Source organism: Streptomyces griseomycini (assembly GCF_014203535.1).
In the GTDB taxonomy this organism is placed as follows: Bacteria; Actinomycetota; Actinomycetes; order Streptomycetales; family Streptomycetaceae; genus Streptomyces; species Streptomyces griseomycini.
In genome coordinates this window covers 429,359-452,916 of sequence record NZ_JACHJI010000006.1, presented here as the reverse complement: position 1 = coordinate 452,916, position 23,558 = coordinate 429,359, and the positions used below count along the sequence as shown (strand labels likewise).

Sequence of the window (23,558 nt, the reverse complement as noted above, 5' to 3'; positions counted from 1 at the left end):
CCATGACGACCATCGCCCACGTGAGCCCCGTCCTGCGCGTCGCCCCCGCCTCCCCGGCCGAGGCCGCCGCCCACTTCCGTGCCCGCCTCTCCTTCCACACCGACGTCGCCGACGTGGCCGCCGCGCTCGCCGCCGACGGCGACCCCGGTTTCGTCCTGGTGGACTCCCGCTCCACCGAGTCCTGGGACCAGGGCCACGTCCCCGGCGCGCTCCACCTGCCCACGGCGCTCGTCCCCGAGCGGGCCGGGCGACTGCTGGACAGGTCGGTGCCCGTGGTGACCTACTGCTGGGGCCCCGCCTGCGACGGCGGCACCCGCGCCGCACTCGCCCTCGCCGAACTCGGCTACCAGGTCAAGGAGATGCTCGGCGGCTTCGAGTACTGGGTGCGCGAGGGCTTCGGGTACGACACCCGGCAGGGCCGTGAACGCCGCGACCGCGATCCGCTCACGGGGCCGGTGGACAGCGGCGACTGCGGTTGCTGAACCCGCCTCCGCACCCCGCGCGGACACGCACCGGTGGATATCGGGGTGCGCGGAGCCGCCGGGGACGCCCATCATGGGTGATCGTGCCGAGACTCCCACACCCCACCCCCGAAGCGCTCCGCCGTGACCCCCTGCCGCTGCGCGGCCGGACCGCGCTGGTCACCGGGGCCAGCAGACGCGGCGGCATCGGGCACGCCGTGGCCCGGCGCCTCGCCGCCCACGGCGCGAGCGTCTACCTGCACCACCACGTGCCGCACGACGCCGCCATGCCCTGGGGCGCCGACCGGATCGAGGACGTGATCGCCTCCGTCCGCCAGGCGCTCGCGGACCCGGAGGCCCGGGTGGTCGCCGGGCCGGGCGATCTCGCCGACCCGGAGGTGCCCGGCGCCCTCGTCGACCGTGCCGTCGACGCGCTCGGCGGGCGGCTCGACGTCCTCGTCGCCAACCACGCCCTCAGCGGCAGCGACGGCGACCTCGACACCGTCGACGCGGCCATGCTCGACGCCCACTGGGCCGTCGACGCCCGCTCGGTGCTGCTGCTCGTCCAGGCGTACGCCCGGCACCGGGCCGCGCTCGCCCCGGGCACACCGGGCGGACGCGTGGTGATGATGACCTCCGGGCAGGACATCGCGAGCGGCATGCCCGGCGAGATCGCCTACGCCCTGCAGAAGGGCGCGCTCGCCTCGGTCACCCGCTCGCTGTCGACGGCCCTGGCCGAGCACGCGGTCACCGTGAACACGGTGAACCCCGGCCCGGTCGACACCGACTACATGACCGGCGAGGACTACGAGGCCGTCGCCGCGCGCTTCCCCGCCGGGCGCTGGGGCATGCCCGACGACCCCGCCCGCCTCATCGCGTGGCTGGCCACGGACGAGGCGGACTGGATCACCGGTCAGGTCATCGACTCGGAGGGCGGTTTCCGGCGCTGACGGCCCCCCCGGAGCCGCGGCCGGCTCACAGCGCCGACAGTTCGTCCACCAGGTCGTCCAGGCCCAGCGAACCCTGGGACAGGGCCGCCATGTGCCAGGCCTTGAGGTCGAAGGCGTCGCCGTGCCGCTCGCGGGCCTTCTCCCGGCCCAGCAGCCAGGCCCGCTCACCGAGCTTGTAGCCGATCGCCTGGCCCGGGATCGTCAGGTAGCGGGTCAGCTCGCTCTCCACGAAGTCCGCCGGCCGGCTGCTGTGCGCCCCGAAGAACTCCTCGGCCAGCTCCGGCGTCCAGCGCTCGCCCGGGTGGAACGGCGAGTCCGCGGGGATCTCCAGCTCCAGGTGCATGCCGATGTCGACGATGACCCGGGCGGCCCGCATCATCTGCGCGTCCAGGTAGCCCAGCCGCTCCTCGGCGTCCGCGAGGAACCCGAGCTCGTCCATCAGCCGCTCCGCGTACAGCGCCCAGCCCTCGGCGTTGGCGCTGACCATGCCCACGGAGGCCTGGTAGCGGGAGAGGTCCTCGGCCACGTGCACCCACTGCGCCAGCTGGAGGTGGTGCCCGGGGACGCCCTCGTGGTACCAGGTGGAGACCAGGTCGTAGACCGGGAAGCGGGTCAGGCCCATGGTGGGCAGCCAGGTGCAGCCCGGCCGGGAGAAGTCCTCCGACGGGGGCGTGTAGTACGGCGCCGCGGCGCTGCCCGGCGGGGCGATCCGCGACTCCACCCTCCGCACCCGCTCGGCGAGGTCGAAGTGGGTGCCGTCCAGGGACTCGATCGCCCGGTCCATCACGCCCTGGAGCCAGTCGCGGACCTCGTCGACGCCCTCGATGTGCCGGCCGTGCTCGTCGAGGTGCGCCAGCGCGACCCACGGCGTCCCGGCGCCCGGCAGGATCTTCTCGGCCTCCTTCCTCATCTCGCCGAGCAGCCGGTGGTACTCGGACCAGCCGTACGCGTACGCCTCGTCCAGGTCCAGGTCGGTGCCGTTGAAGTAACGGGCCCAGCGGGCGTAGCGCTCCCGGCCCACGGTGTTCGGCGCGCCCTCGATCGCCGGCGCGTACACGTCGCGCATCCAGTCCCGCAGCTCCACCACGGCGGCGGTGGCCCCGCGGGCCGCCTCGTCGAGGTCCGCGCGCAGCGCGTCCGGACCGGCCGAGGCGAAGTCCTCGAACCAGCCGCGGCCCTCGCCGGTGTCCGCCCACTCGGTGAGCTGCCCGACGAACGTGGCCGTCGGACGCGGCGCCGCGTACAGCTTGCGCTCCAGGCCGAGCGCCAGGGACTCCCGGTAGCCGGCCAGCGCGGCCGGCACCGCGCGCAGCCGCTCGGCGATCGCCGTCCAGTCCTGCTCCGTCTCGGCCGGCGTCACCGTGAACACCTCGCGCACCGAGTGCGCGACCGTGCCCAGGTTGCCGACCGACCGCAGACCCTCGTCGGCCTCGTGCACGGCCAGCTCCGCGGTGAGCCGCTCGCGCAGCAGGCGGGCGCAGCGGCGCTCGACGTCGCTGTCCGCGCCGGGGAGGCGCTCGGCCTCGTCGAGCCGCGCGAGGGTGGCCCGCTTGAGCTCGGCGAGCGCCTCCTGGCCGGCGGGCGAGAGGTCGGGCAGACGGGAGGAACTCTCCTTCACGCCGAGGAACGTTCCGGTGACCGGGTCGAGGGCGACGAGCTCGTCGACGTAGGCGTCGGCGACCTGACGGGGCAGCGCGCTGTTGGTCTGAGACATGCGGACCATCCTGGTACGGGGCCCGCCGCACGTCACCCGCTTTGTGCTGAGGGCGAAGGCGGCAGCAGCGGTCCGCAGTCCCACTGCTGGAAGATCAGCCGGGTCTCCACCCGCGCCACCTCCCGCCGCGCCGTGAACTCGTCGAGCACCAGCCGCTGCAGATCCGCCATGTCCGCGACCGCGACGTGCACGAGGTAGTCGTCGGGACCGGTCAGATGGAACACGGTCAGCGACTCGGGCAGCGCCCTGATCCGCTCCACGAAGGGCCCCACCAGCTCCCGCCGGTGCGGCCTGACCTGTACCGACAGCAGTGCCTGCAGCCCTCGCCCCAGCTTGGCCGGATCCAGCTTCAGCCGGTGCCCGAGGATCACGCCGGACCGGCGCAACCGGGTCACCCGGTCCAGACAGGTCGACGGCGCGACCCCGACCTGCGCGGCGAGGTCCCGGTACGTCGTCCGGGCGTCGTTCTGCAGCAGCCGCAGCAGATGGAGATCCACCGGATCCAGTACGACAGATTCGGCCACGGGGCGAACGTAACACGGGAACCGGCTCCGGCAGCCCGGTCGGTGTTCACCCTTCCGTCCATGGACATGGGCATGGACACGCGACGCACCACCAGAGCACTCGCCACCGAGGCCGTGCACGCCGGCCGCGACGACCTCGCCGGTCAGGGCCTGCACGCCCCGCCGATCGACCTGTCCACCACCTACCCCTCGTACGACAGCCGCGGCGAGGCCGACCGGATCGACGCGTTCGCCGCCACCGGCGCCGAGCCGGACGGCCCGCCGGTCTACGGACGGCTCGGCAACCCGACCGTCGCCCGCTTCGAGACCGCCCTGGCCCGCCTCGAGGGCACCGAGGCGGCGGTCGCCTTCGCCAGCGGCATGGCCGCGCTCAGCGCCGTCCTGCTGGTCCGCGGCTCGACGGGGCTGCGCCACGTGGTGGCGGTACGGCCCCTGTACGGGTGCAGCGACCACCTGCTGACCGCCGGACTGCTCGGCTCCGAGGTGACCTGGACCGATCCGGCCGGGGTCGCCGACGCGCTGCGCCCGGACACCGGTCTGGTGCTGGTCGAGTCGCCGGCCAACCCCACGCTCGCCGAGATCGACCTGCGGGCCGTCGCCCACGCCTGCGGCTCCGTGCCGCTGCTCGTCGACAACACCTTCGCCACCCCGGTCCTCCAGCGCCCGGCCGAGCACGGGGCCCGGCTGGTGCTGCACAGCGCGACCAAGTACCTCGGCGGGCACGGGGACGTGCTGGCGGGCGTCGTGGCCTGCGACGAGGAGCTCGCCGGGCGGCTGCGCCAGGTGCGGTTCGCCACGGGCGGCGTGCTGCACCCGCTGGCCGGCTACCTGCTGCTGCGGGGCCTGTCGACCCTGCCGGTGCGGGTGCGGGCGGCGTCCGCGAACGCCGCCGAACTCGCCCGCCGGCTCGCCGCCGATCCGCGCGTGGCCCGGGTGCACTACCCGCGCATCGGCGGGGCGATGGTCTCCTTCGAGGTGCACGGGGACCCGCACGAGGTGATCGGCGGCGTACGGCTGATCACCCCGGCGGTGAGCCTCGGCAGCGTGGACTCCCTCATCCAGCACCCGGCGTCCATCAGCCACCGCATCGTCGACGCCGCCGACCGCAGGGACGCCGGGGTGAGCGACCGGCTGCTGCGGCTCTCGGTCGGCCTGGAGGACGTCGAGGACCTGTGGGCCGACCTGGACGGGGCCCTGGGGGAGCGGGCCGGTGCGACGGCCCGTCCGGAGGCACTGGCCCAGGGCTGAGGCTCCGCACCCCCGCCGGTCCGTCCGGCGGAACCCGCCGGACGGACCGGCGCGCCGCCGCGCGGGGGGCTACGGCCGTCCGGTCCCCGTCCGCCGGCCGCCCGGTGCGGAGAGGCGGCCCGCGGCCGGCTCGGCGTCCAGGCGGGCCGTGATGACCAGGGTGCCCTCCTCGATCTGGTAGTCGAGGGGGAGCCCGAGACCGCGCATCGCGGCGACCATGCCGGTGTTGGACGCCTGCGTCACGGCGTACACGGTGGCGCAGCCGGCCTCGACGGCCATGGCGACCAGCCGGGCGAGGAGTTCGCCGCCGATGCCCCGGCGCTGCCAGGCGTCCTCCACGATCAGCGCCACCTCGGTCTCGTCGCCGTCCCACAGCAGATGACCGAGGCCGACGATGCGGCCGGAGGCCGTCTGCGCGGCGAGGGTCCGCCCGAAGCGCGGACCGAGCAGGTGGTTCAGATAGCGGTCCGCGTCGCCGACCGGCCCGTGGTACCGCATGCGCAGGGTCCGCTCCGAGCACCGCTCGTGCATCGCCCGCGCCGCCCGGAGGTCGCCGGTGTCCGCCCGGCGCACGGAGACGTCGCCGCCCTCGGACAGCGTGAGCACGTCCCGGCCGCGCGGGATCCTCGGGCCGAGCCGGGCGTCCAGGTCCACCAGCGCCCGGGCCCGGGCGAACTCGGTCGGGGTGAACGGCAGGTACGGCCGTTCCACGGTGATCACCCCGCCCTCCGGGGCGCGCAGCCGCATCACGGTGTCCTCCAGGGCTCCCTCCACCGGTACGGCCGGCGCGGCGGGCAGCGAACGGATCGTGCACCGTCCCAGCAACTGGCGCAGCGCCAGCGGCAGTTCCGACGCGTCCTGGGCGGTGCGGGCGGCCAGTCCCAGCACCCGGGTCGGGGCGTCCACCAGGTCGTGGGCGTCGGCCCGCTCCGTCCAGGTGTCCGCACCCCCGGCGCGCGACACCGCCCCGGTGAGGTCGGACGCGGTCAGGCCCGCCGGGACCCGCAGCAGGAACTCGTCCACCGTGCCCCCGCCCAGCGGGTGCGTCTGCAGGCTGAGGATGTCGACGTGCCGTTCGGCCAGCGCCGTGCACAGCGCGGCCAGCGACCCCGGCTCGTCCTTCACCGTCGTCCGCATCCGCCACAGGGCGCTCTCCCCGGCCAGGGCGGAGGGCGGCCGGGCACCGCCGGTATCGAGTGCCGGCGGTGCGTGGCCGTGGCGGCGTGTCCACCAGGTGTGGAACGCCGCCGTGCACAGCCCGGCCAGTCCGGCGGGGCTCCACCGGTGGCGCGCGGGACGTCCGTTCCGGGCGTGTGTCACTTCAGACATGTCTCGACTCATGCAGCCACTGTGAAGGAACCGTGTTTCGCGATCACGAACGCACTGTGACTGACGAGTAAAGACTCCCTATGTCTGTTTTGTGATACTACTGGCCGACCAGGCCCGGCTGCAGCGTCTTCGTGAACAGCACAGTGCCGTCCTGCTCCCGCATCCGCACCGTCAGCTCGCCGCTGTCGCCGTCGATGTCCACCTCGCCGAAGAACTGGTAGCCGCCGGCGGGCGAGACGTTCGAGGCGCTCGGCGCCTTCACCCACACCCGCTCCGGACCGAAGGTGCCGTCCAGCGCACTGGCCGGGAAGGCACCCGCGTTCAGCGGGCCGGAGACGAACTCCCAGAACGGCTCGAAGTCGCCGAACGCGGCCCGCGAGGGCTGGTAGTGCTGGGCCGAGGTGTGGTGCACGTCGGCCGTCAGCCACACCGTGCCGGTGATCCGCCGGTGCTTGACGAACCGCAGCAGCTCCGCGATCTGCAGCTCCCGCCCCAGCGGCACCCCCGGATCGCCCTGGGCCACCGCCTCGACGTTCTTCTGCCCCTCGCTCGTGTCGGGCACGACGAGGCCGATCGGCATGTCGGCGGCGATCACCTTCCACACCGCCCGCGACCGCGCCAGCTCCCGCTTGAGCCACTCCAGTTGCTCGCGCCCGAGGATGCCCTGCGGGTCGACGGTCTGGTCGCCGGAGGAGTTGGCGCCCCGGTACGTCCGCATGTCCAGCACGAACACGTCGAGCAGCGGCCCCTGCCGCAGCACCCGGTACACCCGCCCCTCCCGGGCGCCCGGCCGCAGCGTGGACACCGGGAAGTACTCGCCGAACGCGCGCCGCGCCCGGGCCGCCAGCACGTCGACGCTCTTCTCCGCGTACCGGGCGTCGGTGTCCGCGATCCGCTGGCCGGGGTACCAGTTGTTGCGCACCTCGTGGTCGTCCCACTGCACGATGGACGGCACCCGGGCGTTGAACCGGCGCAGGTTCTCGTCGAGCAGGTTGTAGCGGAAGTTGCCCCGGAACTCGGCGAGGGTCTCGGCGACCTTGGACTTCTCCTCGGTGGTGATGTTCCGCCAGACACCGCCGCCGGGCAGGGCGGCGGTGGCGGCGATGGGCCCGTCGGCGTAGACGGTGTCCCCGCTGAACAGGAAGAAGTCCGGGTCGATCCGCGCCATCGCGTCGAAGATGCGGTAGCCGCCGAGGTCGGGGTTGATGCCCCAGCCCTGCCCGGCCAGGTCGCCCGACCACACGAACCGCACGCCGTCGCGCCGCCGGGCCGGCACCGTGCGGAAGGTGCCGGTGACCGGCTCACCGGTACGGCGCGGGTCGTCGGGGTCGGCGAGCAGCACCCGGTAGTGGATCTGCTCGCCGGGCGGCAGCCCGCGCAGCCTGGTCGTGCCGGTGAAGTCGGTGCCCGCGCCGAGCAGCGGACCGTGCCATCTGCGCGGGTGCCGGAACGACTCGGTCGCCGACGTCTCGACGATCATCCGGGCCGGGCGGTCGGAGCGCACCCACACCAGCCCCGAGTCACGGGTCACGTCGCCGGTCTGCACGCCCCACTCGGCCCGCGGGCGCCCGGACCGGGCGAAGGCGGGCGCCGCGCCGAGCGCGGTGGGCAGGGTCAGGGCCGCCGAGGCCGCGAGGGAGCCGCGCAGGACCGCGCGACGGCCCGGGAACGGACGGTGTGACATGGATGCGCCTCCAGGGACGGGATCCGGCCGGTGTGCGCAGCCACACCTACTCGGGTGACGCGGCCCGCACGCGAACCCCGGGTGAACAACCGATCGCGGGGGCGGGGAGCCGGCGCGCACGGTCCTCAGCCGGTGACGGCCTCGGCCATCAGACGCACGTTCTCATGGATCCGCGCGGGCGGCACGTGTGCGTAGCCCAGCACGAGCCGCACGCGCGTGTCCGTCCCGCCGCCCCTCCCGCCGTCCGCCCCGCCGTCGTGTGCCGCGTCGGCGTGCGCGTAGTCCGCGAGTGGACGCACCGCCACACCGGCCTCCGCCACACGGGCGAGGAAGCGCTCCTGCGGCCCGTACCGCTGCGGCAGCGAGGCGATGGCGTGCAGCCCCGCCGCGATCCCGGACACCTCGGTGCCCGGGAAGTGCGTGCCGAGCGCGGCGACCAGGGCGTCGCGCCGCTCGCGGTAGGCGCGCTGACAGCGGCGCAGCTGACGGTCGTAGTCGCCGCGCTCCAGGAACCGCGCGAACAGCGCCTGGTCCAGGGACGGATGACCGAGGTCCATGGTCCGTTTGCGCTCCACCACCTCCTCGGCCCACGACCGCGGCACCAGCAGCCAGCCGAGCCGCAGTCCCGGGGCGAGGGACTTGCTGACCGACCCGGTGTACGCCACGTGCTCGGGGTCGAGTCCCTGCAGCGCGCCGACCGGCGCGCGGTCGTAGCGGAAGTCGCCGTCGTAGTCGTCCTCGAGGACGATCCCGTCCACGGACCGCGCCCAGTCGAGCAGTTCGGCCCGGCGCCGCGCGGAGTACGCGATGCCGGTGGGGAACTGGTGCGCCGGCGTCGCGACGACCGCCCGCACCCCCGACGCCCGCAGCGGCTCCGTGGCGAGCCCCTCGCCGTCCACGGGCACGGGCACGGCGGTGAGCCCGGCCGAGGCGTACAGGGCGCTGTGCTGCGGGCTGCCGGGGTCCTCCACGCCGACCGTGCGCAGCCCGCGCGCGTGGAGCACGAATCCGAGCAGCGTCGTCGCCTGCGCGACCCCGGAGACCACCACGATCCGCTCGGGATCGGCCACCACGCCCCGGCGCCGCGCGAGCAGTTCGGCCAGCGCCGTGCGCAGCCGGGGCAGACCGCGCGGATCGGGGTACCCCAGTTCCCGGTGCGGAAGGTCCTCCAGCACGGCCCGGTGCGCCGCGGCCCAGGCGGAGCGGGGGAACAGCGACAGGTCGGGGGTGCCGGGGACGAAGTCGGCACGGGCGCCCGGGGAGCGCGGGGCGAGGTCGTGCGCGCGCGGCCGGGCGGCCCGTACCGCGTCCCCCACCCAGGTCCCGGCGCCCCGGCCGGAGCGCAGGTAGCCCTCCGCCGTCAACTGCTCGTACGCCTCGGTGACCAGCCCGCGCGACACCTTGAGGTCGGCGGCCAGGTCACGGCTCGACGGCAGCCGGGTCCCCGGCGCCAGCCGGCCCGAGCGCACCGCCTCGCGCAGTGCCGCCTGCAGCGAACGGCCACGCGCGCGTGCCGGTGCGGAGGCGGCGGGCAGGAGCAACTCCCAGGCGGAGGAGGCCGGATTCCCCCCGGAGGCGGTGTGCGGTGGCGTCATGACACGGAGACTAGAGGGGGCGGTGGGGGAGGGAGCACCCACCGGCCGCGCGGGGGCCGCCGCACGGCCCTCAGCGGCGGCTGCCGTCCAGGATGACGCGCGCGACCAGCGCCGGGTCGTCGTTCATCGGGACGTGGCCGCAGCCGGGCAGCCGGACCAGCCGGGCCCGGGGGATGGTCCGCTTGGCGCGGACACCCTGCCGGGGGACGAGCAGCCGGTCCCGGGCGCCCCAGGCGACGGTCACGGGGATGCCGGGCACGTCGTCGGTGAACCGTACGGTGGTGCCCGCGCGGAGGGTCTCGGCGAAGCCGGTGGCGCCGGCGAGCGCGAGCGTCTCGGCGACCACGGCCTCGGGCGAACGGCGCCCCGGACGGGCGTAGATGGCGCTGGTCAGCGCCGCCCGGCCGGCCGCCGAGCGGGCGAGGCGCCGGACCAGCGGCAGCGGCAGCCGCTCCGCGGCCCGCCGCATGCCGACCAGCACGGCGAAGGCGTACCGCCGTTCGGCCCGGCTCCAGAAACCGGCCGGGGACAGCGCGGTGACGGACCGCACGAGCTTCTCGCGGCCCATTTCCAGGGCCAGCAGACCGCCGAGCGAGTTGCCCGCGACGTGCGGCCGGTCCAGCTCCAGCGCCGTGCACAGGGCGCCGAGCGCGGCGTTCATGGTCGGCAGGTCGTGGGTGAGGCCGCCGGGCAGCGACGGGGAGGCGCCGAAGCCGGGCAGGTCCACGGCGATCACCTCGCGCTCGGTCGCCAGGATGTCCACCACCGGGTCCCAGGCCTGCCGGTGGTGACCGATGCCGTGCAGCAGGAGCAGCGGTTCACCGCGGCCCGCGCGCGTGTAGGAGAGGGTCACGGTCTGCGGGCCGAGGGGAGAGGTGACCTTGAAGGAGACGGTCGCGGACATGAGGGTGCTCCTCGTCTGGACTCGCGGGAACGGACGCCGCCCGGCGTCGTAGACAGCTTGTCAGCAATTGCTACCCACGGGTAGCCCCTTGCTCGCCGTGCTTCCCGCGTGCGTCACCGGCCGGTGGCCCTCCGTACCGGAACGCACCGGTTCCGCCTGGACACGGCCGCGCGGGTCGGCTGGGATGGTGCCGTGACCACCGACACCGCGACCGACGTCTTCGAAGAGCACCGTCCCGTTCTCCTGGGGGTCGCCTACCGCATGCTGGGCCGGGTGGCCGACGCGGAGGACGTGGTCCAGGACGCGTGGCTGCGCTGGGCGGGCGGCGACCGGTCCGAGGTCCGCGAGCCGCGCGGCTACCTGGTGCGCATCACCACCCGCCTCGCCATCGACCGGCTGCGCCAGATCAAGGCACGCGGGGAGACCTACGTCGGTCCGTGGCTGCCCGAGCCGTACCTCACCGACTTCGGCGACACCGCCCCGGACACCGCCGAGCGGGCCGTGCTCGCCGACTCCGTCTCCCTCGCCGTCCTCGTGGTCCTGGAGTCCCTGTCGCCGCTGGAGCGCGCGGTCTTCGTGCTGCGGGAGGCGTTCGGCTACCCGTACGCCGACATCGCGGCCATGCTCGACCGCGGCGAACCCGCCGTGCGCCAACTCGCCGGTCGCGCCCGCAAGCACGTCGAGGAGCGGCGCCCGCGCTACGAGGTCGACCCAGCCCGGCGCCGCGACCTCACCGAGCGCTTCCTGGCCGCGGCGGCCGGCGGCGACCTGGAGGCGCTGATGGAACTGCTCGCGCCGGACGTGCGCCTCGTCGGCGACAGCGGCGGCAAGTCGCGCGCACCGCTGCGGGTCCTGCGGAGCGCCGACAAGGTGGGCCGCTTCCTCCTCGGCGCCGCCCGCAAGGGCGCTCCGGACCTCTCCTTCCGCTTCCTGGAGCTCAACGGCGGCCCCGCGGTGCTCGTCCTGTCCGGCGGCAAGCCCGACTCCGTCCTGCAGCTCGACGTCGCCGACGGGCGCGTCCAGGCGGTGTACGTCATCCGCAACCCCGACAAGCTGCGTCCGCTCGCCGCGGCCGGGTAGCGGAGGCCCGCACCCCTCCTCCGAGGCCCCCGTCGCGACGGGGGCCTCGTCGTCGCGCCGATTGGTATTGACCAAGGGTGGGGCGCGTCCTATCGTCGCTGATAAGTGAAACAACCTTTAATAAACAAGGGCGCTAAAACGCCGCCGGACACGGCGATCGTGGAGGACAGGGTGGGGACCACGCAGCTGGAAACGGTGCCGGAACCGAAGTACTGGCATCTCAGGACCGTGCTCAGCGAGGCGCTGGACTCGGAGTTCTCCGTGGGAGAGATCCTGCCGAACGAGCGCGACCTCGCCGCCCGCTTCGGCGTCGCCCGGGCCACGCTCCGGCAGGCCCTGGAGCAGCTCGAACTGGAAGGCAGGCTGCAGCGCCGCCGCGGTGTGGGCACGACCGTCGCACCGCCGCGCATGGGCGTGTCCGTCGGCACGGCGCAGCACGCCTGGCCGGGCGGGCCGGGCGACGCCTGGCAGGCCCTCGACTGCACGCTTGAGGTGCCGCCCGCGGCCGTCGCCGAAACCCTGGTGACCGGTCGCGAGGAGCCCGTGCACACCGTGCGTCGCTCCCGCGTGTCGCACGGTCAGCCCGTCGCCGCCGAACTGCTGTACATCCCGGCCGGCTCGGTGCCCGACCTCTCCGGCATCGACGCGCCGTCCGGCGCGCCGCGCGCGCGTGCGGTGCTGCGCGAACTGCAGCGCCTGGAACTGGAGCGGCAGGAGAACGCCGTGGAGCTCGGCTCCGCCCGCGCGGACGACGCCAGGAAACTGGACCGCCTGCCGGGCGCGCCCGTCCTCGTCGTCACCACCCGCTTCATCGCCCGGGGCCGCACCGCGGCGCTCTCCGTGGCCACCTACCGCGCGGACACCTGCCGGCTGACCTTCGGCGACTTCGGCGGCGTGGAGATCCACCACGGGCCCGAGCGCGCCGCCTCCTGAGGAGCCCGGAGCCCCGGCCCCCCGCCCTCGGGTGCGGCGGGGCCGACGGGCCGTCACCGGCGTACCGGACCCTCACCGACGCGCCGTCACCGTGCCCTCCACCGCGAAGAGTTGCTCCTCCACGTGGTCCAGGGCGAGCCGCAGCGCGCCCGTCGCCACCGCCGCCTCCCCGAGGAGGGACAGGGCGACCTTCGGCGGACGCAGGCAGTAGCGGGCCAGTTCGCGGCGCAGCGGCTCCAGGACCCCGTCCAGGCCGGCCGCCCAGCCGCCGATCACCACCAGTTCCGGGTCGAGGGCCAGCACCAGCGCCGCCACGTCGTGCACGAGCCGCCGGATGAAGCGGTCCACCGCCGCGAGCGCCCGCCTGTCGCCCTCGCGGGCCTGGGCGAAGACCTCGGCGACCGCCTGCTCGTCGAGCGGGTGCAGCGGCTCGTCCGTGGTGGACAGCAGCGTCTCCGGGGTCGCCTCCCGGCCCAGCAGGTGCAGCGCCCCGATCTCACCGGCCGCCCCGCCGTACCCCCGGTGCAACCGCCCGCCGATCAGCGAACCGGCTCCCGGGCTCAGCCCGGCCAGCACGAACACCACGTCGTCGGTCTCCCTGGCGGAGCCCTTCCAGTGCTCGGCGACGACCGCCGCGTTGGCGTCGTTCTCCACCAGCACCGGGCACTTGAAGGACCGGCCCAGGCGCTCTCCGAGGCCCAGCCCCGTCCAGCCGGGCAGCGCCGTGCCCAGCCGCACCGTTCCGTCGGCCTCGACGATCCCCGGCGTGCCCACGCCCACGGCCCGCAGAGAGCTGCGAGCGACACCGGCCCGGCGCAGCAGCTCGGCGACGGCGGAGCGCAGCCGCTCCAGCCGCTCACCGGCCTCGACCGTCTCGTCGACGTCCCTGGCCTGGGCGCCGATCACCCGGCCGTCCAGGTCGGCCAGCAGCGCGGCCACCCGGTGCGCGCCGATCTCCAGGCCCAGCAGGTGCCCGGCCTCCGCGCGGAACCGGAACCGCCGCGCCGGTCTTCCCTGACGCCGCGCGGCCCCCTCCTCGGCCGCCGTCTCCACGACGAGGCCCGCCTCGATGAGCCCTTCCACGACGCCCTCGACGGTCGGCCGGGACAGCCCCGTCACCCGGGTCACCTCGGTCAGCGTCGCGCAGTCCGTGGCCCGCAACGCGTGCAGCACCACCGCGGAGTTGATCCTTCGCAGCAGCGAGGGGTCCCCGCCGGTCAGCCGACCCACCGTCCGTCCTCCCAGCTCATGCGCGTGTTGGCCGGATGGTACTCGGCACGGCGCACCCCGGCGACTCCCGGCCCCGGCCGCCCTCGGCCCACCCCGCGGACGCGGCTCACCCCGGTGCCACGAACCCCGACTCGTACGCAGTGATCACCGCCTGCGTGCGGTCCCGCGCCCCGAGCTTCGCCAGCACGGCGCTCACATGCGACTTCACCGTCTCCGTGCCCACCACCAGCCGGGCGGCGATCTCCGCGTTCGACAGCCCCCGCGCCATCAGCCGCAGCACCTCCGCCTCACGCTCGGTCAGCCGCGCCCGCTCCAGCACGTCCCGCGCCGCGCGGTTGCCGCCGCCGTCGCCGTGCTCGGCCGCGAGCCGCCGCACCGAGGCGGGGAACAGCAGCGACTCGCCCTCGGCCACCAGCCGCACCGCGTGCACGATCTCCGCGGGCCGTGCCCGCTTCAGCAGGAACCCGTCGGCCCCGGCCCGCAGCGCCTCGTAGACGTACTCGTCGTTCTCGAACGTCGTCACCACGAGGATCTTCGGCGGCTCCCCGACCGTCCGCAGCAGCGCGCGCGTGGCCTCGATCCCGTCCAGCAGCGGCATGCGCACGTCCATGGCGACCACGTCCGGCCGCAGTCGCCGCACCAGCGGGATCACCGCCGCCCCGTCGGCCGCCTCCCCGACCACCTCGATGTCGGGCTGCGCCTCCAGCACGGCCCGCAGACCCGCGCGCACGAGGGGTTCGTCGTCGACGAGCAGAACGGTGACCGGCATCCGGCCAGCCTAGATCAACCCGACTCGGCCCCGCTCAGCGGCAGTTCGACCCGCACCGCCCAGTCGCCCTCGTCCGGCCCCGTGCGCGCGCGGCCCCCGAGCAGCGCGGCGCGCTCCCGTATGCCGCGCAGCCCGCTGCCGCGCCCGGGGCCGGGGTCGTCCTCCGTCAGCGGATTGCGGATCTCCAGGGACAGCGTGCCGTCGCCGACGCGGATCCGGACCCGCACGGGGACCGTCCCCGCGTGCCGGAGGGCATTGGTCAGGGACTCCTGCAGGATGCGGTAGCCCTCGCGGGAGACCGGGCCGGACACGGTGTCCAGGGGGCCGGTCACCTCGGCGTCGACCTTGGCCCCGGAGGCCCGGGCGGACTCCAGCAGCCGGTCGGCGTCCGCGAGCGTGGGCCGGCCGCTCACGGGTTTCTCCGGCTCGCGCAGGATGCCGAGGACCCGCTCCAGGTCCTCCAGGGCGGCCCGGCCGGTCTCCTCGATGGCGTCCAACGCCCGGTCGGTGAAGCCGGGATCGCCCGCCGCCCGCGCGGCGCCGGCCTGCACGACGGCGACGGTCAGGGCGTGGCCGATGGAGTCGTGCAGCTCGCGTGCGATGCGGGTGCGCTCCAGGAGCTGTTCGGTCCTGGCCTCCAGGGCGGCCAGGCGCTCGGCGGGGGAGGGGCCGAGCAGCCGGCGCGCGGCGGCGGTGACCAGCTCGCCGAGGCCCACGACCACCGCGTACAGCACGACCAGGGGGAGCGGCACCAGCAGGGCGTAGGCCCAGTGCGGCCGCGCGTCCTCCAGCACGGGCACGCCCCCGGGCGCGCCCCCCGCGGCGACCTCGCCCAAGGAGTACGCCAGGAGCGGCAGCCAGACCGTGGCGACCGTCGTCACCCCCGCCAGCGCCACCCGCACCGCCAGCCACAGCGCGGTCCGCAGCCGGTCGCGCCACGTCGCCGACGGCTCCTCGGAGATCCCCGGCTCCCTCTCACTGGGCGTCAGCAGCAGCCGGGCCTGCACGCCCTCGCCCCTGCGCACCGCCGGGACCAGCCCCAGAGGGACCAGCACGAACACGGGCACCCACAGCGACGGATGGATGAACATCCACACGCTGAACGGCAGCGCGGGCACCCACAGGTGCAGCAGACGGGTGTACGTCGTCCCCCGCAGGAGCGGACGCAGAAGTGGGCGCAGGACGGTGGCCATTGCGCCATCGTGCCAGCCGGTCCCGACCACCGGCCTCCCCCGCACGGGGGAGGCGGTCTCCACGCCCGGGGGAGGCCCCCGACCCGCCCGGGCGGCCAGGCTGGCGCCCATGACCAGCATCGACGTCCAGAACCTCACCAAGGAGTACGGCACCCGGCGAGCCGTCGACGACCTCACCTTCCGCGTCCTGCCCGGCCGGGTCACCGGCTTCCTCGGCCCCAACGGCGCCGGCAAGTCCACCACCATGCGCCTGGTGCTCGGCCTCGACCACCCGACGTCCGGCTCCGCCACGCTCGGCGGACGCGCCTACGCCACCCTCCAGGACCCCCTGCGCCGTGTCGGCGCCCTGCTCGACGCACAGGCCGCGCACGGTTCCCGCACCGGCCGCGACCACCTGCGCGTCCTGGCGGCGAGCAACCGCCTCCCGGACCGCCGGGTCGACGAGGTGCTGGAGGAGACCGGCCTGGGCCCGGTGGCGCGCCGCCGGGTGCGGACCTACTCCCTGGGCATGCGCCAGCGGCTGGGCATCGCCGCCGCGCTGCTCGGCGACCCGGAGGTGGTCGTGCTCGACGAGCCCTCCAACGGCCTGGACCCGGAAGGCATCGTGTGGATCCGCTCCCTGCTGCGCCGGCTCGCGGACGAGGGGCGGACCGTCCTGGTCTCCAGCCACCTGATGAACGAGACCGCCTCCTTCGCCGACCACCTCGTCGTCCTCGGGCGGGGCCGTCTGCTGGCCGACACCCCGATGCGGGAGTTCATCCACGCACGCGTGCGGCCCGCCGTCCGCGTCCGCACCTCCGACCCCGCCGCCCTCGAGAGCGCACTCGCCCGGCACGGGCACGACGTGGTGGAACACCCGGACGGGCACTGGACCGTGCCGGACGCGCGGGTGGACGACATCGGCCGCCTCGCCTCCGCCGCAGGGGTGCCGATCCTCGAGCTCGCGGCGGAGGAGGGCACGCTGGAACAGGCCTATCTGGACCTGACCGCGGCCGAGACCGAGTTCACCGCACGGCACCAGGAGGTCTGACCATGCAGTTCGCACCCGTACTCCGGTCCGAGTGGCTGAAGATCGCCACGCTCCGCTCGCTCCTCGGGACCCTCCTGGCGCTGTTCGCGGCGACCACGGCGTTCTCCGCGATCGCCGGTGCGTCGGACACCTCGGACCCCGGCTTCGACCCGCTGTCCACCGCCCTGTCCGGCGTCATGCCGGGCCAGATCGCCGCGATCTCCTTCGGCGCCATGGCCGTGTCGTCGGAGTTCCAGGGCGGCGCCCTGCGCGTGTCCCTGGCGGCGGTACCGCAGCGCGGCCGCTGGTTCGCGGCCAAGGCGACGGCGATCGCCGTGCCGGCGCTCGCCGTCGGACTGCCGACCTCCCTCGCCGCGCTCCTCGCGGGACGCGCGGGGCTGGGGTCCGCGGCGGACGGGCTCACCGGGGGCGAGCAGGTGCGCGCGGTCGTGGGCTGCGGCGTCTACCTCGCGCTGGTGGCCCTGCTCGCCGCGGGCCTCGCGACCCTGCTGCGCAGCGGCGTGGCCACCCTCTCCCTGCTGATCCCCTTCATCATCGTGGTGTCCTTCGTGATCGGCGACGCGGCCGGCCCGGTCGTCGATTTCCTGCCCGACCGGGCCGGGCTGCTCGTCATCCACCAGAACCACGAGGGCACGCTGGGCCCCTGGTCGGGGCTCGCGGTGACCGCGCTGTGGACGGCCGCGGCGCTGCTGGCGGGGGCGTGGAGCCTGCGCCGCAGGGACGCCTGACCGGCGCGGCGCGGCCCGGCGCCTACCGCTGGGCCGCCTCCCGCAGCCGCGCGAACTCCTCGGCCAGGGTCGCCGGCGTCCAGTGCGCGTTCAGCCCGCTCGGATTGGGCAGCACCCACACGCGCGTGTCACCGATCGTCCGCTCCTGCGGACCCACCCGGGCCTTCCGGTCGTCGAACGCGACCCGGTACGCGGTGACCCCCAGCACGGCCAGCCACCGCGGACGGAGCCGGGCCACCTTCAGGGCGAGCAGCCGACCGCCCTCCCGGTACTCCTCGGCGCTCAGCTTGTCGGCCCGCGCGGTCGCCCGCGCCACGACGTTGGTGATGCCGAGCCCGTACGACAGCAACTCCTCCTGCTCGGACGGCTTCAGCAGCCTGGGTGTGAAGCCGGAGCGGTGCAGGGCCGGCCAGAACCGGTTGCCGGGGCGGGCGAAGTGGTGGCCCGTCGCGGCCGTCATCAGGCCCGGGTTGATGCCGCAGAACAGCACGCGCAGGCCGTCCGCGGCCACGTCCGGCACCAGCCGGTCGCGGGCGGCCTGCAACTCCTCGGGGGTGAAGCGCGTCAGAGGATCGCCCCGGGGGTGTAACCGGCGGCCTCCGGGTGCCGCTTCACGATCTCGTCGATGCGGCCGACGACGGTGGCGACCTGGTCGCCCGCGGCGCCCGTGAAGGACAGCTTGTCCGCCATCAGCGCCTCCAGCTCGGCCCGGCCGAGCGGCAGCCGCTCGTCGGCGGCGAGCTTGTCGAGGAGGTCGTTGCGCTCGGCACCCCGCTCACGCATCGCGAGGGCGGTGGCGACGGCGTTCTCCTTGATCGCCTCGTGCGCGACCTCACGCCCGACACCCGCGCGCACCGCCCCCATCAGCACCTTGGTGGTGGCCAGGAACGGCAGGTAGCGGTCCAGCTCCCGGGCCACGACCGCCGGGAAGGCGCCGAACTCGTCGAGCACCGTCAGGAACGTCTCCAGCAGGCCGTCGAGCGCGAAGAACGCGTCCGGCAGCGCGACCCGGCGCACCACCGAGCAGGACACGTCGCCCTCGTTCCACTGGTCGCCCGCCAGCTCGCCGGTCATCGACGCGTAGCCGCGCAGGATCACCATCAGGCCGTTGACGCGCTCGCAGGAGCGGGTGTTCATCTTGTGCGGCATCGCGGAGGAGCCGACCTGGCCGGGCTTGAAGCCCTCGGTGACCAGCTCGTGCCCGGCCATCAGCCGGATGGTCTTCGCCAGCGACGACGGCGCCGCCGCCAGCTGCACCAGCGCGGTGACGACCTCGTAGTCCAGCGAGCGCGGGTAGACCTGGCCGACCGAGGTGAACGCCTCGGAGAAGCCCAGGTGCCCGGCGATCCGCCGCTCCAGCTCCGCCAGCTTGGCGGCGTCCCCGCCGAGCAGGTCCAGCATGTCCTGCGCCGTCCCCACCGGGCCCTTGATGCCGCGCAGCGGGTAGCGGCCCAGCAGCTCCTCCACCCGGCCGTACGCGACGAGCAGCTCGTCGGCGGCGGTGGCGAACCGCTTGCCGAGGGTGGTGGCCTGCGCGGCCACGTTGTGCGAACGGCCGGCCATCACCAGCTCGCCGTACTCACCGGCCAGCCTGCCCAGTCGCGCCAGCACGGCCACCGCGCGGTCACGCACCAGCTCCAGCGAGAGCCGGATCTGCAGCTGCTCGACGTTCTCGGTGAGGTCGCGGGACGTCATCCCCTTGTGCACGTGCTCGTGCCCGGCGAGGTCGTTGAACTCCTCGATCCGCGCCTTCACGTCGTGCCGGGTGACCTTCTCGCGCTCGGCGATCGAGGCCAGGTCGACCTGGTCGAGGACGCGCTCGTAGTCGGCGATCGCCGCGTCCGGCACCTCGATCCCGAGGTCCTTCTGGGCCCGCAGCACGGCGAGCCAGAGCTGCCGCTCCAGCTTCACCTTCTGCTCGGGGGACCAGAGCGTGGCGAGCTCGGCGGAGGCGTAGCGTCCGGCGAGGACGTTCGGGATTCGGGGCTTGGCGGGCGCAGCAGTCACGTGTACGGATTCTACTGGCGATTCGTGCAGGCCAGCGCCGCGGGGTGGTTCGGCGGAAGCTACAAAGGCCGGCTCCGGCGCTACAGCGCCTCGTACGGCAGCAGTTCGGGGCGCTTGGGCGGCAGGCCGTCGCCCGAGGAGCGGCCGGTGAGCCGGCGGCCGATCCACGGCAGCAGGTGCTGCCGGGCGAACCGGACGTCCGCGACCCGCCGGGCCACCCAGTGCGGCGGCAGCGTCGCCTCCGGCGGCAGGTGCCACGCGGGGTCCTCGGCCGGGTAGCCGAGCGTCTGCCACACCGCCTCCGCGACCCTGCGGTGGCCCTCCGCGGTCAGGTGCAGCCGGTCCACGTCCCACAGCCGGGGATCGCCGAGCGAGGGCGCCCCGTACAGGTCGACGACCAGCGCGCCGTGCCGCTCGGCGAGCTCGTCGACGCAGGCGAACAGCGCCTCCATGCGCGGCCGGAAGCGTTCCAGGACCGGCCCCTGACGGCCCGGGCTGCGCATCAGCACCAGCTGCTTGCAGTGCGGGGACAGCCGCTCCACGGCCTCGGTCAGCAGGTCCCGGACCAGTCCCATGTCGCACTTGGGCCGCAGGGTGTCGTTGAGCCCGCCGACCAGGGTGACCACGTCGGCCCGCATGGCCGCCGCGGTCTCCACCTGCTCGTCGACGATCTGCCGGATCAGCTTGCCGCGCACCGCGAGGTTGGCGTACCGGAAACCGGGCTGGACGGCCGCCATCCGCGCGGCGAGGAGATCGGCCCAGCCCCGGTACGTGCCGTCGGGCAGCAGGTCCGACATGCCCTCGGTGAAGGAGTCGCCGAGGGCGACGAGGCTGGTGTGGGTGGGGTTCGTCTGCATGGCGACAGAGATGGTATCCCGTGCACATACCCGCCGGTCGGTCGACCTCCCCGCCCGTGGTCTCCCCGCCCCGCCGCCTCCCCGTTCCGCTCAGGTCCGCTGCCCGAACAGCTCCCGCAGGACGTCCTCCATCGTGACCAGTCCCGCGAGCCGCCCGTCGGTCCCGAGCACGGCCGCCAGGTGCGTGCGACCGCCCCGCATCGCCGTCAGGACGTCGTCCAGCGGCGTGCTCTCGCGCACCCGCGCGATGGACCGCATGTCCCGCAGCCGGAACGGCAGGTCCCGCGGTGAGGCGTCGAGGGCGTCCTTCACGTGGAGGTAGCCGACGATCCGCCGTCCTTCGTCCACCACGGGGAAACGGGAGAACCCGGACCGGGCCGACAGCTCCTCCAGCCCCTCGGGAGTGACCCCCATGCGCGCGTAGACCACGCGTTCCAGCGGCAGCACCACGTCCCGCACCGGCCGGCGGCCCAGCTCCAGCGCGTCGTGCAGGCGTTCCCGGGCACGTTCGTCGATCAGGCCGGCCTCGCCGGAGTCCTTCACGATCTGGGCCAGCTCGGCGTCCGAGAAGGAGGCGACGACCTCCTCCCGTGCCTCGACCCGCAGCAGCTTCAGCAGGGCGTTGGCGAAGGCGTTGACCGTGAAGATCACCGGACGCAGCGTCCGGGACAGCGCCACCAGGGGCGGGCCCAGCATCAGCGCGCTGCGCACCGGCTCGGCGAGTGCGATGTTCTTCGGCACCATCTCGCCGAGCAGCATGTGCAGATACGTCGCGAGCGTCAGCGCGATCACGAAGGACACCGCGTGTCCCGCGCCCTCCGGGACACCCACCGCGTGGAACACCGGCTCCAGCAGGTGCTCGATGGCCGGCTCGGCGACGACGCCGAGGACCAGGGTGCACAGGGTGATGCCGAGCTGCGCGGCCGCCATCAGCGCGGACACGTGCTCCAGGCCCCACAGCACGCTCCTGGCGCGCCGGTCGCCCTGGTCGGCGTACGGCTCGATCTGACTGCGGCGGACCGAGATCAGCGCGAACTCGGCACCCACGAAGAAGGCGTTGACGACGAGCGTCGCCAGACCGATCAGCAGCTGTACGGCGGTCATCGCCGCGCCCCCTTCCCGTCCGTCGTCCCGTCCGCCCGCGTGTGCGTCCTCGAGAGCGCCGTCCCCTCCGTCCCCAGATCGGCCGGATCGACGAGCGGCCGGTCGTCGAGGGGGGCGTGCATGAGGACGCGGGCCGCGCGGCGGCCGGTGGCGTCCAGCACCTCCAGCCGCCAGTCGGCGACCTCGACGGTGTCGCCGACGGCCGGGATGCGGCCGAGTTCGGTCGCCACGAGCCCGGCGAGGGTCTCGTACGGCCCCTCCGGCGCGCGCAGGCCGACCCGGGCGAGCTGGTCCACACGGGCGGAGCCGTCGGCGGAGAACAGTGTGCGGCCGTCCTCGTCGGTGCCCGTCCGGGCGAGGTCGGGGGTCTCGTGCGGGTCGTGCTCGTCGCGGACCTCGCCGACGACCTCCTCGACGATGTCCTCCAGGGTGGCCACGCCCGCCGTGCCGCCGTACTCGTCGATCACCACGGCCATGGTGCGCCTGCCGGAGAGCCGGTCCAGCAACCGGTCGACGGTGAGCGACTCGGGCACCAGGAGGGGCTCGCGCATCATCTCGGACACGGGGATCCGCGCCCGGCGCTCCGCGGGCACCGCCAGCACGTCCTTGACGTGCGCGGTCCCGACCACCGAGTCGAGGGTGCCGCGGTAGACGGGGAACCGGGACAGACCGGTCGCCCGGGTCGCGTTCGCCACGTCCTCGCAGGTCGCCTGGGCCTCCAGGGCGACGACCTGGACGCGCGGGGTCATCACGTTCTCCGCGGTGAGGTCGGCGAGGTTCAGCGTGCGGACGAACAGTTCGGCGGTGTCCGGCTCCAGCGCGCCCTCCTTCGCGGAGTGCCGGGCGAGCGCCGCGAGTTCCTGGGGCCCGCGGGCGGACGCCAGTTCCTCGGCGGGTTCGACGCCGATGCGGCGCACTATGCGGTTGGCCGTGTTGTTCAGGTGGGTGATGAAGGGCCGGAAGGCGGCACTGAACCAGCGCTGCGCGTTGCCGACCCGCTTGGCGACGGCCAGCGGCGACGAGATCGCCCAGTTCTTGGGCACCAGCTCGCCGACCACCATCAGGAACACGGTCGACAGGGCCGTGCCGATCACCAGCGCGAGGGAGTGCGCCGCCGGGCCGGACACGCCGACGTCCTCCAGCGGGCCCGCGAGCAGTGCCGCGATCGACGGCTCGGCGAGCATGCCGACCACCAGGTTGGTGACCGTGATGCCGAGCTGCGCCCCGGAGAGCTGGAAGGTCAGGTTCCGTGCGGCCTTGAGCGCACCCGGAGCTCCCCGCTCGCCGCGCTCGACGGCGCGCTCCAGCTCGCGGCGCTCGACCGTGGTGAGGGAGAACTCGGCCGCGACGAAGGCGCCGCAGGCCAGCGAGAGCAGGATCGCCGCCAGAAGGAGGAGCACTTCGGTCATCGGGTCACCTCCTTCCCATGGTCGGGCAGGAGGGGGACGGACGCGCGGTGTCGCGGACCGGGAGGCTCGTCCATGGGCGGACGCACACAACCTTTCATGGATGACCGAGTGGCCCACCGAGAGTAAAGGATGGGTAAAGAGATGTCGTCGGGGTGCGGATCACCCGGTGAGCGGCTTCACCCAGCGGCGCCACTGTTCCTCCGGCACGTACCCCGCCGCACCCCAGGCACGGTGCGCGCCCTCGTTGCGCTGGAGCACCATCGCGTCCGCGCGGCGCCCGCCGAGTCGTACGAACCGCTCCTCCGCGGCGGCCAGCAGAGCGGAGGCGATCCCCTGACGCCGGTGGTCCGGGTGCACCGCCAGCCGGTACAGGTGGCAGCGCCAGCCGTCGAAGCCGGCGATCACGGTGCCGACCAGGTCCCCATGGGTCCCCCGCTCGGCTCCGCTCGAGCGGGGGACCCCCGTGGCGAGGAGCAGGGCCTCGGGGTCGCGGGCGACCAGTCGCTCGACGCCGGCCCGGTCGTCGCTGATGCTCGCGCCCTCGGCGGCCTCCTTCCAGAAGGCCAGCACGGTGTCGACGTCTTCGGGCACGGCGGCCCGTATGCGCAGTTCGATCATGTGGTGATCACAGCACGCGGAACCGCCGGCGACACGTCATTCCACGATGCGGACCCACGGGCACGCACGGCCACGGCCGCTCCGCGCGTGTGCAAGCCGCGCGCGGCTCCCGCACGCGAGGCGCGTTCCGTGCCGCTTCCGCGTGCGCACGGGTTCCGTGCCGTTCCCGCGCGCGTGCGGATCTCGCGCTG

22 protein-coding genes are annotated in these 23,558 nt (G+C 74.5%); 7 read left to right on the top strand and 15 right to left on the bottom strand.

Annotated elements, in window-relative coordinates; translation table 11 throughout:
- Positions 1–2 precede the first annotated feature (2 nt).
- On the top strand, positions 3–482 hold the full coding sequence (locus FHS37_RS19725) for a rhodanese-like domain-containing protein (RefSeq protein WP_184823026.1): 480 nt from the start codon (positions 3–5) through the stop codon (positions 480–482).
- An 83-nt stretch (positions 483–565) separates the two neighbouring features.
- Positions 566–1,411 (top strand): SDR family oxidoreductase, encoded by an 846-nt coding sequence (locus FHS37_RS19720; RefSeq protein ID WP_184823024.1) that lies wholly within the window; start codon positions 566–568, stop codon positions 1,409–1,411.
- A 25-nt stretch (positions 1,412–1,436) separates the two neighbouring features.
- On the opposite strand, the gene FHS37_RS19715 is transcribed toward FHS37_RS19720, so the two are convergent.
- Positions 1,437–3,125 carry a DUF885 domain-containing protein gene (locus tag FHS37_RS19715; protein WP_184823022.1) on the bottom strand — a complete coding sequence of 563 codons (1,689 nt, stop codon included), beginning with the start codon at positions 3,123–3,125 and terminating at the stop codon, positions 1,437–1,439.
- Positions 3,126–3,157: 32 nt separating this feature from the next.
- A complete protein-coding gene (locus FHS37_RS19710; RefSeq protein WP_184823020.1) occupies positions 3,158–3,649 on the bottom strand; it encodes an Lrp/AsnC family transcriptional regulator in 492 nt (163 codons plus the stop codon).
- 72 nt (positions 3,650–3,721) lie between these two features.
- Here FHS37_RS19710 and FHS37_RS19705 point away from each other — a divergent pair, with 72 nt between their 5' ends.
- Complete coding sequence (locus FHS37_RS19705; RefSeq protein ID WP_229889737.1) at positions 3,722–4,897, top strand: trans-sulfuration enzyme family protein; 1,176 nt, start codon at positions 3,722–3,724, stop codon at positions 4,895–4,897.
- 69 nt (positions 4,898–4,966) lie between these two features.
- On the opposite strand, the gene FHS37_RS19700 is transcribed toward FHS37_RS19705, so the two are convergent.
- From FHS37_RS19700 to FHS37_RS19685, 4 genes are all read right to left on the bottom strand, one after another.
- Positions 4,967–6,226, bottom strand: a complete 1,260-nt coding sequence (locus FHS37_RS19700; protein WP_229889738.1) for a GNAT family N-acetyltransferase — start codon at positions 6,224–6,226, stop codon at positions 4,967–4,969.
- A gap of 97 nt (positions 6,227–6,323) precedes the next feature.
- Positions 6,324–7,910 carry an alkaline phosphatase D family protein gene (locus FHS37_RS19695; RefSeq protein WP_184823014.1) on the bottom strand — a complete coding sequence of 529 codons (1,587 nt, stop codon included), beginning with the start codon at positions 7,908–7,910 and terminating at the stop codon, positions 6,324–6,326.
- Between the two features lie 125 nt (positions 7,911–8,035).
- Entirely contained in the window at positions 8,036–9,505 is a 1,470-nt protein-coding gene (gene pdxR / locus FHS37_RS19690; protein WP_184823012.1) for a MocR-like pyridoxine biosynthesis transcription factor PdxR, read from the bottom strand.
- Between the two features lie 70 nt (positions 9,506–9,575).
- Positions 9,576–10,409 (bottom strand): alpha/beta fold hydrolase, encoded by an 834-nt coding sequence (locus FHS37_RS19685; protein WP_184823010.1) that lies wholly within the window; start codon positions 10,407–10,409, stop codon positions 9,576–9,578.
- Positions 10,410–10,601: 192 nt separating this feature from the next.
- On the opposite strand from FHS37_RS19685, the gene FHS37_RS19680 reads away from it, so the two are divergent.
- Both FHS37_RS19680 and FHS37_RS19675 read left to right on the top strand, forming a co-directional pair.
- Complete coding sequence (locus FHS37_RS19680) at positions 10,602–11,489, top strand: RNA polymerase sigma-70 factor (protein WP_184823008.1); 888 nt, start codon at positions 10,602–10,604, stop codon at positions 11,487–11,489.
- Between the two features lie 171 nt (positions 11,490–11,660).
- Entirely contained in the window at positions 11,661–12,422 is a 762-nt protein-coding gene (locus FHS37_RS19675; RefSeq protein WP_184823006.1) for a GntR family transcriptional regulator, read from the top strand.
- A 72-nt stretch (positions 12,423–12,494) separates the two neighbouring features.
- Here FHS37_RS19675 and FHS37_RS19670 read toward each other — a convergent pair whose 3' ends face one another.
- The 3 genes from FHS37_RS19670 to FHS37_RS19660 form a co-directional block, all read right to left on the bottom strand.
- Positions 12,495–13,652 carry an ROK family transcriptional regulator gene (locus tag FHS37_RS19670; protein ID WP_184823004.1) on the bottom strand — a complete coding sequence of 386 codons (1,158 nt, stop codon included), beginning with the start codon at positions 13,650–13,652 and terminating at the stop codon, positions 12,495–12,497.
- A gap of 106 nt (positions 13,653–13,758) precedes the next feature.
- Positions 13,759–14,421 carry a response regulator transcription factor gene (locus FHS37_RS19665; protein ID WP_184823002.1) on the bottom strand — a complete coding sequence of 221 codons (663 nt, stop codon included), beginning with the start codon at positions 14,419–14,421 and terminating at the stop codon, positions 13,759–13,761.
- Positions 14,422–14,435: 14 nt separating this feature from the next.
- Positions 14,436–15,614, bottom strand: a complete 1,179-nt coding sequence (locus FHS37_RS19660; protein ID WP_375372309.1) for a sensor histidine kinase — start codon at positions 15,612–15,614, stop codon at positions 14,436–14,438.
- Between the two features lie 109 nt (positions 15,615–15,723).
- On the opposite strand from FHS37_RS19660, the gene FHS37_RS19655 reads away from it, so the two are divergent.
- Together FHS37_RS19655 and FHS37_RS19650 are read left to right on the top strand one after the other, a co-directional pair.
- The gene (locus FHS37_RS19655; protein WP_184823000.1) at positions 15,724–16,644 is read left to right on the top strand and encodes an ABC transporter ATP-binding protein; all 921 of its coding nucleotides are present in this window, start codon (positions 15,724–15,726) and stop codon (positions 16,642–16,644) included.
- Positions 16,645–16,646: 2 nt separating this feature from the next.
- Positions 16,647–17,372, top strand: coding sequence for an ABC transporter permease (locus FHS37_RS19650; protein ID WP_184822998.1), 726 nt, complete (start codon positions 16,647–16,649; stop codon positions 17,370–17,372).
- A 22-nt stretch (positions 17,373–17,394) separates the two neighbouring features.
- Here FHS37_RS19650 and mug read toward each other — a convergent pair whose 3' ends face one another.
- The 6 genes from mug to FHS37_RS19620 all read right to left on the bottom strand — a co-directional run bounded on the left by mug (position 17,395) and on the right by FHS37_RS19620 (position 23,367).
- Complete coding sequence (gene mug, locus FHS37_RS19645) at positions 17,395–17,892, bottom strand: G/U mismatch-specific DNA glycosylase (RefSeq protein WP_184823259.1); 498 nt, start codon at positions 17,890–17,892, stop codon at positions 17,395–17,397.
- A gap of 44 nt (positions 17,893–17,936) precedes the next feature.
- Positions 17,937–19,379 (bottom strand): adenylosuccinate lyase, encoded by a 1,443-nt coding sequence (purB, locus tag FHS37_RS19640; protein ID WP_184822996.1) that lies wholly within the window; start codon positions 19,377–19,379, stop codon positions 17,937–17,939.
- Positions 19,380–19,459: 80 nt separating this feature from the next.
- The gene (locus FHS37_RS19635; protein WP_184822994.1) at positions 19,460–20,236 is read right to left on the bottom strand and encodes an SGNH/GDSL hydrolase family protein; all 777 of its coding nucleotides are present in this window, start codon (positions 20,234–20,236) and stop codon (positions 19,460–19,462) included.
- Between the two features lie 90 nt (positions 20,237–20,326).
- Positions 20,327–21,340 (bottom strand): hemolysin family protein, encoded by a 1,014-nt coding sequence (locus FHS37_RS19630; protein ID WP_184822992.1) that lies wholly within the window; start codon positions 21,338–21,340, stop codon positions 20,327–20,329.
- Positions 21,337–22,749: a hemolysin family protein gene (locus tag FHS37_RS19625; RefSeq protein WP_184822990.1), complete on the bottom strand. Its 1,413-nt coding sequence runs from the start codon at positions 22,747–22,749 to the stop codon at positions 21,337–21,339. Before FHS37_RS19625 ends, FHS37_RS19630 begins: the two co-directional genes overlap by 4 nt.
- A 159-nt stretch (positions 22,750–22,908) precedes the next feature.
- On the bottom strand, positions 22,909–23,367 hold the full coding sequence (locus tag FHS37_RS19620; protein WP_184822988.1) for a GNAT family N-acetyltransferase: 459 nt from the start codon (positions 23,365–23,367) through the stop codon (positions 22,909–22,911).
- Positions 23,368–23,558 lie beyond the last annotated feature (191 nt).